9 protein-coding genes are annotated in these 14,202 nt (G+C 55.3%); 4 read left to right on the plus strand and 5 right to left on the minus strand.

Features of this window, described 5'->3' with window-relative positions; translation table 11 throughout:
• Window positions 1–97 precede the first annotated feature (97 nt).
• Window positions 98–1,606, plus strand: coding sequence for a threonine ammonia-lyase, biosynthetic (gene ilvA / locus ACR3ZL_RS11080; protein WP_473653100.1), 1,509 nt, complete (start codon window positions 98–100; stop codon window positions 1,604–1,606).
• 247 nt (window positions 1,607–1,853) lie between these two features.
• Here the strand turns inward: ilvA and ACR3ZL_RS11085 are convergent, their stop codons facing one another.
• On the minus strand, window positions 1,854–3,074 hold the full coding sequence (locus ACR3ZL_RS11085; RefSeq protein ID WP_473653099.1) for a hypothetical protein: 1,221 nt from the start codon (window positions 3,072–3,074) through the stop codon (window positions 1,854–1,856).
• A gap of 88 nt (window positions 3,075–3,162) precedes the next feature.
• Complete coding sequence (locus tag ACR3ZL_RS11090; protein WP_486173457.1) at window positions 3,163–6,597, minus strand: PVC-type heme-binding CxxCH protein; 3,435 nt, start codon at window positions 6,595–6,597, stop codon at window positions 3,163–3,165.
• Between the two features lie 212 nt (window positions 6,598–6,809).
• Here ACR3ZL_RS11090 and ACR3ZL_RS11095 point away from each other — a divergent pair, with 212 nt between their 5' ends.
• The 3 genes from ACR3ZL_RS11095 to ACR3ZL_RS11105 all read left to right on the plus strand — a co-directional run bounded on the left by ACR3ZL_RS11095 (window position 6,810) and on the right by ACR3ZL_RS11105 (window position 10,686).
• A complete protein-coding gene (locus tag ACR3ZL_RS11095) occupies window positions 6,810–7,400 on the plus strand; it encodes a hypothetical protein (RefSeq protein ID WP_473653096.1) in 591 nt (196 codons plus the stop codon).
• 208 nt (window positions 7,401–7,608) lie between these two features.
• Window positions 7,609–8,979: a hypothetical protein gene (locus ACR3ZL_RS11100; RefSeq protein ID WP_473653095.1), complete on the plus strand. Its 1,371-nt coding sequence runs from the start codon at window positions 7,609–7,611 to the stop codon at window positions 8,977–8,979.
• Window positions 8,980–9,450: 471 nt separating this feature from the next.
• Window positions 9,451–10,686: a DUF1559 family PulG-like putative transporter gene (locus ACR3ZL_RS11105; protein WP_473653094.1), complete on the plus strand. Its 1,236-nt coding sequence runs from the start codon at window positions 9,451–9,453 to the stop codon at window positions 10,684–10,686.
• A gap of 134 nt (window positions 10,687–10,820) precedes the next feature.
• Here ACR3ZL_RS11105 and ACR3ZL_RS11110 read toward each other — a convergent pair whose 3' ends face one another.
• The 3 genes from ACR3ZL_RS11110 to ACR3ZL_RS11120 all read right to left on the minus strand — a co-directional run bounded on the left by ACR3ZL_RS11110 (window position 10,821) and on the right by ACR3ZL_RS11120 (window position 12,886).
• Window positions 10,821–11,057, minus strand: coding sequence for a hypothetical protein (locus ACR3ZL_RS11110; protein WP_473653093.1), 237 nt, complete (start codon window positions 11,055–11,057; stop codon window positions 10,821–10,823).
• Window positions 11,058–11,561: 504 nt separating this feature from the next.
• Window positions 11,562–12,197, minus strand: coding sequence for an EF-hand domain-containing protein (locus tag ACR3ZL_RS11115; RefSeq protein ID WP_473653092.1), 636 nt, complete (start codon window positions 12,195–12,197; stop codon window positions 11,562–11,564).
• Between the two features lie 101 nt (window positions 12,198–12,298).
• The gene (locus tag ACR3ZL_RS11120; RefSeq protein ID WP_473653091.1) at window positions 12,299–12,886 is read right to left on the minus strand and encodes a dioxygenase family protein; all 588 of its coding nucleotides are present in this window, start codon (window positions 12,884–12,886) and stop codon (window positions 12,299–12,301) included.
• Window positions 12,887–14,202 lie beyond the last annotated feature (1,316 nt).

Raw genomic sequence — 14,202 nt, forward strand, 5'->3', positions numbered from 1 at the left:
CTAATTCGTTTCTCGGCGAAACCTAGTGTCGCCTATTCAGAAGGTCTGATTTCCCGGACACTAACAGCGATTCGAATTACCTTTACCCGGAAATAAGATGCTGGACTACTTGCAAAGGATTCTCAACGCACGCGTTTACGATGTCGCGATTGAGTCACCGCTGGATCTGGCCCAAAAGTTGTCTTCTCGGCTGGGCAATCAAGTTTGGCTGAAACGGGAGGACTTGCAGCCCGTTCACAGTTTTAAACTTCGGGGGGCTTACAATAAGATGGCTCGGCTTTCGAGTGATGAATTAGCCAGAGGGGTGGTTTGTTCGTCAGCGGGAAATCACGCTCAGGGGGTTGCTCTTAGTGCTCGCGAGCTAGGCTGCCAAGCTCATATCGTGATGCCGGTGACCACACCAGAACTGAAGTCCGATGCCGTGGCTGCCTTGGGGGGCAACGTGATCCTGCACGGGGATAGTTATTCCGACGCTTATGCTCACGCGATGGAATTGCAGCAGCGGCATCAGTATGTGTTCGTGCATCCGTTTGATGACCCTGATGTGATTGCGGGTCAGGGCACGATCGGTATGGAGATCCTTCGGCAGCACCAACATCCTATCCACGCGGTGTTCGTGGCGATCGGCGGCGGTGGTTTGATTTCCGGAGTGGCGTCGTATGTCAAAGCGGTTCGTCCCGATATCAAAGTCATCGGGGTGCAGATGGTTGATTCCGATGCGATGATTCAGTCAACCGAGGCGGGCTATCCGATTGAGCTGAAAGAAGTTGGACTGTTTTCCGATGGGACCGCGGTCAAAATGGTTGGCAAAGAAACATTGCGTTTGACCAGCAACTTAGTTGATGGCTTTGTCAAGGTGGATACCGATTCGGTGTGTGCCGCGATCAAGGATGCCTTTGAGGATACTCGCAGCATTCTGGAACCGTCCGGTGCGATGAGCATTGCAGGAATGAAGCAGTACATCGCACAGCATGATCTTCACGATGAGGTGTTGGTCGCGATCACGTGCGGGGCGAACATGAACTTCGATCGTTTGCGGTTCGTTGCCGAGCGGGCGGACGTGGGTGACGAAAGGGAAGCGTTGTTTGCCGTCACAATCCCGGAAGAACGCGGTAGCTTTAAGCAGCTCTGTGAAACGATCGGTCAACGCAGTGTCACGGAGTTCAGCTACCGGATTTGTGATGAGCAGGAAGCTCACGTCTTGGTTGGATTGTCGATCCGTAATCGCAGCGAAGTTCCGGAGATTAGCGAGTCGCTTTTGGCGAAAGGATTTACCGCACTGGATTTGGTGGATGACGAATTAGCCAAACAGCATTTGCGGTACATGGTCGGCGGCCGGAGCCGAATGTGTGGCAACGAGCGATTGTATCGCTTTGAGTTTCCCGAACGGCCTGGCGCGTTGATGCGTTTCCTTTCGCGAATGCACCCGAGTTGGAACATCAGTCTTTTTCATTACCGAAATCAGGGAGCGGACTACGGTCGCATCCTGGTAGGCATTCAGGTGCCCGATGATGAACTGGATGAGTTCCGAGAATTCATCGGCACGCTTGGTTATCGTTGCGTCGACGAAACTCAAAACCCGGTTTACGATCGGTTCTTGCGGTAGTGTTAGCAAGATTAGTGCGGCGTTGGCTTGCTCGATTAGATGTCCGACGCCTGATCAGCCTGAAGGCTGTACTCCAACGGTCGGTTGGAGTCCAGGCTTTAGCCTGTTACGTGCGGTGCATCCTGGATCGGTTGTTGATGGATGTCCGGCGTCTGATCAGCCTGAAGGCTGTACTCCAACGATTGGTTGGAGTCCAGGCTTTAGCCTGTTTCGTGCGGTGATCCTAACAGCGGGTAACTTTTATCCGTCAGGGTTGGGGCACGAAGGGGGCGATCGCGCCGGGGTTGTTTGCGCCGGTGGCGGCTTGGAACACGTCGATCGTGCCTGAGTTCAATTGGTCGCCGGGTGGTAGCGGGAAGCGTCCGACACCCACGCCCTGCATGTTCACATCTTCGATCGCGTTGGGGCTTTTTCCAGTTCGATCAATCGCGATGGACTGAATCCGCATGCGATGCACAACAACCTCATAGCGAATTTCAGGAGGCACGTTGACTCGCACTTCTTGCTCAATGGGCAACCCAACGACGTCGGTCGTTTGGTAAACCTCGATACGCGTGTGACCGGCGTCACGCGGCAACTTCACCCGCTGACGTTGACCTGGGGCGAGTTCATATCGAGGTGTTTTTCCAGGGGACTGCGCGTCCGTCAGTGTCACAATCAGCGTTTCGTTGTGCGTGTTCACAAACTCGATCTCGACGGGAGCGAGCGGTCGTAGCTGCTCGACCTTCGACTCCAACAGCACCGAACGTGGTTGGTAGCCCGAGAATCGTCCTGGGATAACGGCGCTGATCGAGACACCGCCTAACCCGGGTGTGCCATCTCCAAGTCCGGGATAGCCGCCGAGTCCCGGGTATCCGCCGAATCCTGAATGACCCCCGGGACCTATGTACCCAGGACCTATGTAACCGGGTCCTAGATAGTTGTTCGTTGTCGAGAGGCCGCCAACGATTGGAACACCAACTGGCGAGCGGAGCCAATCGTTTAAGTAAGGCCCGAAGCCTGGACCCGATCCGATAGGGCGAACCGAAACTAAGCCGGGGATGAACCGCGGCAGGGGAGCATCCAAGTCAGCACGCTCGATCGGTCCATGACCGCTACGGGGAAAACGCACGACCCGATTGAGTTCCAGGTTGTAGAACCCAAGGTATCGACCGCCGGGCAAGTCATAGCGAGGTTCTCGTTGATAGAAATGACGGGCACCCGTGTTCTCAAACACCGACAGTCCGCGCCGCGAAACGTCGATGACACCTGTGACGTTCCCGAAACCGTCGACCATCTCCAGGTCAGCGGCTTCGGTTGTCTGCGGACGCACGCCGGATGCAATGGTTGCCAACAACAGGCTCGCTAACGTGACGGCGAGCGGGCTGAACGCAACGCGGTTAGGTCGTAGCGTCCGCGTTAATCGTGGGATACGACAATGGCATTGCGGGGACTGGCTTTGCAGCCATCGAGAGCAAACGTGTTGCATCCATCTAAGCCGACCCGCCATCGCTTCGTCCCCCGAGCAGTGAAATACGATTCGTAAGGATGCAACGATTGTTGCAACCACACGAAACCTATTCTATGTCGGAGTCCGAGCGTTGGTCGACTTGCAAACTGGCCAAATAGGCGACTAAGTCACGCAATTCACGTGGCGTCATCTGATCGGCGAGGCCAGCCGGCATGGATGACTTCCCTTTCTTGCGAGCGATAACGAGTTCCTTTTCGATCGTCGAACGCGTTCCGTCAGCCGCGATCAGTTCGATAAATTCGTCGTCTTCTTTGGCCACGATACCTGTGTAAACCTGGCCGTCTTCGTCCGCGATCACGGCGGTTTCGAAGCCCTCAGCAATCCGGCTGTCTGGCAAACAGATCGCTTCAAGCAAGGTGCGGCGATCTAGCTTTTTGCCAATCACGGTGAGATCGGGGCCGACTTCACCGCCAGCGCGATCCACCTTGTGGCAGCGGACACAGGACAATTCCGTCTTTTCAAAGAACAATTTCTTACCGGCTTCGACGTCGCCGCCGTGCAAGGAGTCGAACCACTTGGCGAGTGGTTCGGTCGTTTGAAGCGTGGACTGGTTCGCATCAAGTTGATCGACCAAAGAACCTGGCAGTCGTTTGCGTGCCGCTTCAGCAACATTCAGGCGTACGTCCGATGGCAATTCATTGGACAGGTAGGCAGCCAGTCCTTCACTGAGCTTTTTCAACGCGTCCAGCGATTCGCTTTGGGCTAAGAGGTCCCAAGCGAGTCCACGTACCGAGGGCGTCGCGCTGTCGGTGGCGGCGATGAAGCGATCCACCGAACCTTCCGGATCGTGTTGTCCGAGCACCTTCAAACTGGCCAGGACGACACTGAAAGGTTGTTGCCGATCAACGCTCTTGGCAAGCTTAACGGCGACTGCAGGTTGTAAACGCGACAACGCAGTCAAGGCTGAAGCTCGCGTTGCCGGACGTCCTGTTGTCTTGTTGAAACGCTCGATCAAGCTGGTTGAGATCTTAACGATACCTAGTTCCGATCCGACGTCGATCGCCTTTTCGCGAACTTCTTCGTTGGCCAGCATCAACTCTTCGATGCGGGCCGACATGGCTGACTTGGCGATCGGCTCGCCATCGGACGAGGCTGGTCGAACTGGTAGTGTTTGGAACTCGTTCGTCACTCGGCATCTTGGATCTGGCTTGGCCCAGTCCGCGAGGGAATCGATCGCCTCGATGCGAGCCCACTTGGGGAAGCGGTCCGAGGCAGCCAAGCCGGCTACCGAGGCTGCCGCTTGCGGAGTGCCGATGCGGAAAGCGGCCGACAATGCTCGACGCAATAATGGATCGGAGTCAACGGGAAGTTCTTTCCAATCCAGCAACGCAGCCAGGCGGTCTTCGGCTACCGGAATGGGTTCATCGTGAATCGCCATCGCTGCTTCCGCGATCACCAAAGATGAATCGTCGTGTAGGAAATCGGCAACGGCTTCGCTTTGCTTACCACGCAGTGCGGCGACGGCGGCCCGGCGGACATCCACACTGGGATGATCTTTCAATGAAACCAAATCGCTAACGCTAGCCCCGTGGGTTAGATAACGGATTGCTGCGTGGCGGAGGATGGGATCCTTGTTGGCGTTGTCATGGGCAAGTTGAGCGACTTTAGGAAACACATCGCTAAGTCGATTGTCTGTCGGCGCCGAAAGGGCCAGGTCACCTAACGCCATCATGGCTTGATAGGAAACTTTTGCGTTCGGGTCGGTGATCAAGTTGGCAAGGCTGGTGATCGATTCGTAGTCACGTTGGTCACCTAGAACCGAACACGCGGCAGCGCGAATGATTGGGCTATCGTCTTTCAGGCAAGATCGCGCTGATTCGATGACAGGGGCTCGAAGGCTTTCGGTGAGCCGAGCCGCATGTTCGGCACCCCAGAATCCATGCAGTCGCAAGAGCGGCGTTTGCGTTTGGTCCTGCATCAGGTTGATCAGAGTTTCGGTTTCGCCGCGAATCGCAAGTTCCCATTGAGATGCCAAGCGGACTCGTCGATCGGCGTGGCCAAGTCGGGAAGCGAGTTCGTCAACGTCGAGCGTCGTGACGTCATCGGCGAGCATGCGTTTAACTTCGTCGATGATCGGTTTGGCTTGTTCGTCTGGGTTGGTGATGCGATAGATGCGAGCTTTTCCCAAGCCCATCCAACCATCAACCCAGTCGCTGACCCATAGACCACCGGCGGGCCCGAAAGCGATGTCCGTCGCCAGCACGTTCCAGATCGGTTGTGCATCTTCGCCGAGCTTATAAAAGGCGCCATCGTGTTCTAGCTGGAACGATCGGATACCGCTGTTGCTGGGACCGCCGCGGAAGTCGCAGATCAAGAAGCGGTCCTTTAGCTCGTCACCGAAACCAGTGCCCGGGTAATAGGCCAAGCCCGAAGGTCCATCGGTGAAGTTGGCAATTGGCGGGATCAGGTGAGCGGGGCGCTCGTTGTGGTGAGGTTCCCAAATCCGTTGACGGTTGAAGGGACCGCGATCGGGTAGGTACTGGTAGTGCATTCGCCAGCCGCTGTCGCCACCTTCGACGATCTGAACAATCCGAGCCTTATCGCCGCTGTCGGAGTTGTTGTCCACGGTGAACCATTCACCCAAGTCGTTGAACGCGATCTCTTGTGGGTTTCGCAGACCATCGGCATAGACGTGCAAGTCGCTGCCGTCGAGTTCGCATCGAAACACTGCACCTTCGGCCGGGTTGGCAAGGATCTTGCCTTCTTTGTTGACGACATAGAACCCTCGGTCGCCGATCGTGAAGTACAGCCGACCGTCATAGCCGATGATCGCACCATGCAAGTCGTGACCGCGGAAGGCCACGCGAACTCCGTAGCCATCGGACAGCACTTTCTTGTCGTCGGCAACGCCATCGTTATCGTTGTCGGTGAACTCCCAAAGTTTGGGAATGCATGTGTAGTAGACCTTGCCGCGGTGGGCCAAGACGCCGGCACCCGTGCCATCTTCTAACGCGTGGAAGCCGTCCGCGAATATGGTGCTGAGGTCTGCTTTGCCATCGCCATCCGTGTCGACCAAACGACGGATGCGATCTTCTTGTTGAGCGTATGCAGCGGCGCCGTCGCCGAGGAGTCGTTTGTGGTAGTCGATACGGTCTTGCACCGTTTCAGCAGCGAGGTCGGCTAGTAGCCAAGTTTCATCGTGAGCGCGATTGTCGGTCACGCCTCGGTCTTGGCGGAACGTTTCACAAACATAGACGTGGCCGTTCGCATCGACATCAAACGCGACGATGTTGGCAACGTCGGGTTCGGCGGCGAAAAGATCGATCTTCCAATTGGGCTGGATCCGCACGACGGACATCGATTCCGCTGGCTCGTCGGACGCCTCGGCGATGTCTGGCTGAACGGCCTCGCTCGATTGAGCGAGGGGCTCCGCTGCCGACAGGCAACTGGTTGCAGCGAAAACCGCAAAGGAGGCGAAAAGGATCGAGAAATTACGACTGAATGTTGATGTCGTAGAAACCCAATTATCAGAAAAACGCATGCGGAAACCAGATTGTAGAACCGTTTTTGAACAGCATCCTAGGATACCTAGCAGTCTTTGGAATGGACAAGATTTAACGAGGGCAATTTGCATAAAGAAGGCATCTTTCTCGGGTGTCGCTCGCTTTAAGATTGATCGTGGATTTACTGTGTCCGGTGGGTAAAGCGACGTGTTCATCCTCTCGTTCAATCGGACAAGGTTTCTGTTATTGGATGACTCAGGAATGTTATCAGGCATCAAGGTGTGTTAATGTTGGAGACATGCGAGACGTTGATTCATCCCTGCCGCCTGAAGATGCACCGTCTGCGGAAGCGAAGACGTACGATGCTTCGCCTGTAGACTCTCCAGGTACTTTAGCGAATGACGATTCCGCCGACGCTTTGAAGTTGCCGTCGGAAGCTTCCAGTGACCAGCAAGCAACAACAGCCGCTCAGCGTCACGACAGTTCGCTAGCGTCAGCCGAAGTGGGCTCCCCGATTCGCAAAGGCAGCCCGATTCGTAGGGGCAGCCCGTTCGCCGGAAATCATCAGGCTGTCGCAACGGCAAACGCTGTCCCACTAGATTCCATCGAGATCTTAGATCCAGAATGGGGTGTGTTGCGTTCGGCGACTTGGGCGTCATTGTGGGTTGCCTTCTTTTCGTTCGCTTGTTGGCAACTCTTCCCCGGTGGCGGAGTTGTGGTCGCATCGCTGGGATGCGGACTTGCCGTGGTCGGCTTGTTTTCGTCTCGCCCGATTCCTGCAGTGGTTTTATTGGCCGTGCATGTGGGGCTGTTCTTTGGTTGCTACCAACAGCTTTTCTAAGCAGCAAGATTTCCCAAACCCTCTTAATCTCGCGTACTTCACCATCGCGGGAGCAATCTTTTGACGTGGCCGGGGTGGGATTGGTTCGCCATCAAATGCTGCGTTCGTGGTGTGAAACTGGAAAGGTTCATTTCATTAGTTGACGACCCTGTTCGACACGAGAATGATCGCCAAGGACTGAACCGAATCCTTGTTGAAGGCACTGAATATGGTAGCTCGATGGATAGGTATGGGTGGACTCGCGTTGATGGGGTGCCAGTTGCTGGCTGGCTCGTTCGCTATCAATTCGCTCTCGGCTCAGGAGCATGCTTGCGGACCGGATTGCCACGGTCACGCAGGTGCATTGCCAGACATGCCAAACGTGTTCGAAGAAGCTCGGTCGGAATATCCGCTTGGCAACGAGCATGCAATGAGGCCATCTGGTTACGATGCGGATTGGGGTGATCCTCATCAGACATCTGGACGAGCGATCCCCCATCGGCAGATGCACCCGCGTGGGCAGGTGGTGGCGGGCATGCGATTCTCGCCCCGTGTGCCAATGGAGGCGGAACGGCTTTCTTCAGCGGAAGAGATGGCTCGCCAAGAATGGATTCAGCGCCAGCGTTCGTTCGCCAATCCGATGACCGGGATGCCGGATCCCACTGCCTTCAATTCCGTTCCGAACGCTTCCATCTACAACACACCCATCCCCAACACACACAACCCGTACGGACGTATTACGCGAATGCAGGCTCCGGCGATTCAGCGTCCCGGATTGTTTCAAGAACCAGGATTCGCAGAACCGGGGCGTCCTGAACTAGGCCTCCCTGAATTAGGCCTTCCTGATCAGCGACAGGTTCCCGAGCCAGGGCGGAATCGAGGGCAACAGCCCTACCTGGGGCAGCAGCATATTCAACAAAACCAGTCGTCATTTCAGCCTCATTCGCACCGTGGGTGTTCACATCCGCATGGGCAGCGGCACGGTCATGGCCAGCACGCAGGCGTCCAAGGGCCCCGTCGACGGGACCCCTCGCAGCGTTCATACGGAAGTCCGCCTGATTTCGCTGCACCGGCAATTGGCTCTCCAAACGGCGGCTACGGACACCCCCGAGCCGGTGAAGACCTGCAGCCGAAACCGCAGCCGTCGTTGCAATTAGGGCCGCCATTGGAATTGGGGCAGGCACAACCAATGGAGCATGGGCAGTTGGAATTCGGCAATGCAGAAAATGGCGGTGTGCAGCGAATTGCACCCGGAGTCCCGCATCCATCTTGGACGCCCGTGTTTCCTCCGACGCAGGCGTTCCCACCCAATTGGTCGTCACAGCGGCCGTTGCTAGGAATGCACCGCGGACACGTCGCGACTGGGGGGCTGCCGCCGGGTTCACATCAAGGCCGCGAATCTCAACATGCACACGAATCTCAATCCCGACGGCCTGGATCCGGTGAGCCAAACCCTGGTGAATTGCGACGAGGTGAATTGCGACCCAGTGAGTTGCGACGAGGTGAACTGCAGCGTGACCAATTACATCCGGAGATCCATCAGCTCGACCAACTTCAGCCCGGGAGTCTTTCTATCTCCGGGAAAGTATGGAGCATCTAAATCACTGCACTTGAATCACCGCATACGACTCGCCTCACACTAGGGGAATCTAGAGGCGGAAGTGTGGAGCGGAGTTGGAGCTAACGCTCGCTCGATTCGAATTGGAAATCGCCAAACACGCAGTCGATTGTACCCGTTGGCCGGTTGGCGGGGCCTTCGGGAAGGCCTGCGAATTTCCGTTTCTAACGGGCTTTTCAGGGCTCTATTTGCTAAGGGACAGTCGTTTGAGGGCTTTGGTTGCCCCTACTTCGTAGCTGCTTTTAGTTTTCCCGTGTCCGGTGAATACGGGATACAGCATCCCCTTAGCCCCACCTACCATTGAGAGAGTTAGTTCGCAGGACCGTTTTGGATCCATTCGGAGATCCGCGGTAAGCAACTATCGAAAGTTGGTTTTCTCAATGTTGGGATCGCTCGCAGCCAAGTGCGGCGACGCAGCATCAAATCTTTCCACCGATGCAGGAATTTGGAATTATGAAGAAGTACAAACACGGTTTTACGCTGGTAGAGCTGTTGGTGGTGATTGCCATTATCGGCGTCCTCGTAGGGCTGTTGTTGCCTGCCGTCCAAGCCGCCCGTGAAGCAGCCCGCCGAATGAGTTGCAGCAACAACTTCAAACAAATTGGCTTGGGGATTCACAACTATCACAGTGCGTTCAAGCAGCTACCAAACCACAAGACGGGAACGACAGGGGTCAACGTTGGCCAGACCGTTTCGAACTATTCCGTGAACAACCAACCCACCAACTTGGCTCAGCTCAGCTTCTTGGTGGGACTGACACCCTTTATCGAAGGTCAGGCGTTGTGGGAGCAGATCAGCAATCCCAACGCGTTGAATACCAACGGCACCACAGGAACTTGGAATGCGATGGGGCCATCTCCTGACCGGGATAACTACGGTCCTTGGTCGACGAATATCCCGACCTTGCGATGCCCAAGTGACCCAGGTACTGGATTGCCCGCATTTGGCCGTACCAACTACGCAGCGTGTCTTGGCGATAGCCCATACCGTAGTTCGCTTGGCCCGTTTTCGCACAACTTGGTGGCAACGGGAGACTATCCAAAGTATTCCCGCGCTTCACAGCGTGGTGCTTTCGTTCCGCACCAAAAGATGGCGTTTCGTGATATTCTCGATGGTCTTGCCAACACGGTCATCGCCGGCGAAATCACAACTGACTTGGGCGACCGGGATACCCGCACGAATCCTCGACGAGGAGTTGTTTTGGGAACCGATGCTCCGAACACGTGTTCGGATACTTTGATTGACGCAAGTCGTCCTCAATTTTGGGCTAGCACAACACCACCAAACCTTTTGCCTGTCGATGAATGTCGCGGTTTTCGTTGGGCGGATGGCAATCCATTGTTTACGACGATGAACACGATTTTGCCACCAAACTCCCCAACCTGCCTGAGCGACGCGAACACGACTCTCGACCGATACAACGATCGCATCGGTACGAGCACTGGGCAGGGGCGATTTGCTTCTGGATACCTGCCGCCAAGCAGTCGTCACCAAGGTGGTTGTCACGTGTTGATGGGCGATGGAGCCGTTAAGTTCATCACCGATTCCATCGAATCAGGTAGTGGTACGACACTGCCGGTTGCTTACAACTTGTCGGGTGAACAAGCCCCAGGTTCGAAAAGTCCTTACGGCTTGTGGGGCTCATTGGGCACCCGCGCATCGAAGGAAGTAATTGAAGAAGAATTCTAAGCCGAGATAACTGAACCGTTATCACGACTCGTTGCGATCGCGAAGCCTCTTTGCCTTATGGTGAAGAGGCTTTTTGCTTGCGCCTTGGCATCCGATGCGTTTAGTGTCGTTCGCGTCGTGATGAGCTTTGGGGATCATTTATCGCTATCGATAAGCAGCCCTGGAAAGTCTCTTGCAATGGCCTCGTCTGTAGACGGTTTTAGGTGGATCACTCGTTGCAGATCGCGTTGTTTTAAAACCGCATCGCATCGCAACGCAACGAATTGCTTCGTATCGGCTTGCTTGGCGTCGTTCGTTGGTACGCCAGGCTTGGTAGGGACCGCTGCTAATCCGGCGCATTCTTCGGTCATCCGTTGGACTTGAGATGGCATCGCAGCTTGATCGCAAAGGGTTGATCTACGTTGGCCGGCCTCACCAACCACCGTAAGTCTGGCCGGTTGCTAGAAGGCGATCGCTCGGGTTATGAAACGGTTCCGGCGGTTACCGCGTTCGGATGCGAGTTCGTAGGCCGGACCAAGCGCAGCGATGTTCCGGCCATCATGCGTCTGCCGGATGGGCGTCGCAAAGCCTCCTTCATCCGGCCTACTTTTGGGGCGTTACGTGATTGGTCTTTGTAGCTGGATTCGACAGACTTCAGAGCACCGGAGTCTGGCGACACTGGCTATATCTTTTTCAAAAACGCTCTAGAAGGCGATCGGTCGGGGTATGAAACGGTTCTGGCGGTTACCGCGTTCGGATGCGAGAGCTTGTTTAAATGACGTTAGGTCATTGCACGAAAAAACCCTGGTGCTTGTTAAAAGCATCAGGGTCTTTCGTTGTGTCAAGTGTTGGGTTCAGCAGTTATCGGTTGCGAAGACTACTGAGCTTGTGACTGACTAGCGGCCTTCGGGACGTCCACGGTTTCCACCACGTTCACGAGGTGCACCGCCTTCTTCACCACCGCGTCCGCCACGCATTTCAGGCGGGCCTTGCTTCAGTTGTGCTTGTTGGTCCGAGTTCAAGATCATGGCCAATTGGGCGTCAACTTGAGCTTGTAGTTCAGCGATTGCTTCCTTTTGCTCGTTGTTCAGTGCCAATCGTTCCATCATGAATGCTGGGATGATTTGGCCGGGTTGTCCGCCACCTTGACGCATTCCACCAGGACCACGGTCGCCGCCGCGTCCGCCACGCTCGCCACCGCGTTCGCCGCCACGTCCACCTTCTGCACCGCCGGGACCACGACGTCCGCCTTCGCCACGCGAAGCCATCATCTTGGTGAGGTCTTCCTTGGTGACAACGCCGTCTTGGTCAGCGTCGATACGAGCAAACATCGCTTTCATGCGTTCGTCTTTTAGCTCATCGACCGTGATCTTGCCGTCGCCGTTGGCGTCATTTTCCATGATGCGATCGACGAACGATCCACCATCACGACCGCCTCCGGGGCCACGCTGTCCACCAGGACCTTGGGCATATGCGGTTGTCGAGCAGGTTGCCAAGGCAACCGAGAAGAACAGTTTCGAGAACTTACTCATTTGTTTTTCCTAAGAAAGGTTTGAAAAGGTTTGCCAATACACATGCCAACAAGACAGCGGTGGCCGAGAAGGTTGCGTGGCAGAAACCCACGCGGGTTTAACTAACGTTGAATTTCTTTGTCGTCGGGAGTGACTCCTAAAACGACATCGAAGTGACAGGCCCACTCGCCGATTTTGGATTCGGGAAGTTTGTTAAAGTCGGCCATCAAGCGATCGCGGTTCGCATCGCTGCCGGCTCCACGTAGGACGCCGTCTCGGGCATTGCCTTCGTGTCCGCGAATGCATAACTGGGTGGTCAAGATCTCGTGTCCGTTCTTTGAGATCTTGATGTGAATGTGCGGAGCGGGGCGGCCGGGATAGGGCACCGGTTTGATCGTTCGGAACCGATAGCCGCCGTCGGTCGCCGTTTCGAACTTCCCGTAACCTTGGAAGTTAGCGTCCTGTTGGGCTTTCTTTCGTTTGCTATCGCGGGTGTGCAGGTAAACGGCGTTGGCGTCACACTGCCAAATTTCAATCGTGGCGTTCTTGACCGGTGATCCAGTTGGGGTCAGCACGCATCCGGTCAAATGAGCGATCTCGCCAACGGCCGGTGTCGTACTGTCGTTAATCAGGATCAGATCGTTGTCTCGGTCCAGCGGTAGTTCGTCAGGGTAGAAAGGCCCTTCGGTCAGTCGCGGGGTTGGTTGCATTAATTCCTCAGCGAACAAGCCACGGCACGTGAACAGCGGCGATGCGAATGCTGCGCTGCCAGCCCAGAGGGCTGAACGTCGAGAGATTGTTCGAGAAGGCATATGGCGATGTTCTAAATCTTGGGGAAGCAATAAAGGTTTGGGGATTTGTTGATCAGGTCGCATCGAATCGATGGGGGACGCTTCCTGTCAAAAACAAATGAAAACCAAACCTCTCACACTGAACTCGTTGCGGGACTCTTTGAAAACCGCCGGAAGTTTTTACGATTTTCTGAATAACTCTTTCAGCCGATGAGGCATCTGCATCGCGAAGTCATGTTTGCTGACTGCGGGCGAGTGCGTCCGAGGCTGTTCATCCGGTTACCCTCACTTGGGTTTGAGCCATTTTGGGGCTCTGGCGGTCGAACCGAGTAGGAACCCCCTACGAAACGTCACGGGCGCACAAGACGCCTCTTTATCGAAACACCTGATAGGAACGAGGGTTTCGTCCAGACGGTTGAAAAGAAGCTAGAAATTTTTGCGGCGGTTTGCGTGCTCTTTGGCAACACGATCCCTGGCCGACAATTGAGCGTTTTTCACCGCATCCACTGCCTGCCTTAACTGTCTCTGCCATGAATGCATGGGCTGAACGCGAGTTTGGACGATGGCCGCTGGTCCTTGACCTATTGTCTTTCAGCTTGCGAATCGTCGCTGGACGAGTTTCCTTGGCCAGGTCCCCACCACTTGTAAAACGGAATTTCAACAATGTTCGGTAGCAAATGCTTCAGCAAATCGCCCGAAAAAGAGCGTAACCGGGTTCGCTCCAGCAGCGTTTGGCATCGTTTTTTGAAAATGGGACCGGCAAACAATCCGTGTGAGGACCTTGAATCTGGAGATGTGGTCTCTTTAGAAGTGGCCCCTGGAGATGGGGCCTCCGAAAACGTGGCTTGGTCTGGTAGCGCGGCCCGGCTTTCCGACCAAGGTCCGATCAAAATTTATCGGTGGGACCGGAACCGTGATAAACCGATCATGGCGACCGAGACTGACTGAGTGACTGAGTGACTGAGTGACTGAGTGACTGAGTGACTGAGTGACTGAGTGACTGAGTGACTGAGTGACTGAGTGACTGAGTGACTGAGTGAGTGAGTGAGTGAGTGAGTGAGTGAGTGAGTGAGTGAGTGAGTGAGTGAGTGAGTGAGTGAGTGAGTGAGTGAGTGAGTGAGTGAGTGAGTGAGTGAGTGAGTGAGTGAGTGAGTGAGTGAGTGAGTGAGTGAGTGAGTGAGTGAGTGAGTGAGTGAATTGCTGGGTTTCTGGATAACGCAACTGGGGTACGCAGT

This window comes from Rhodopirellula sp. J20-39, from assembly GCF_057365095.1.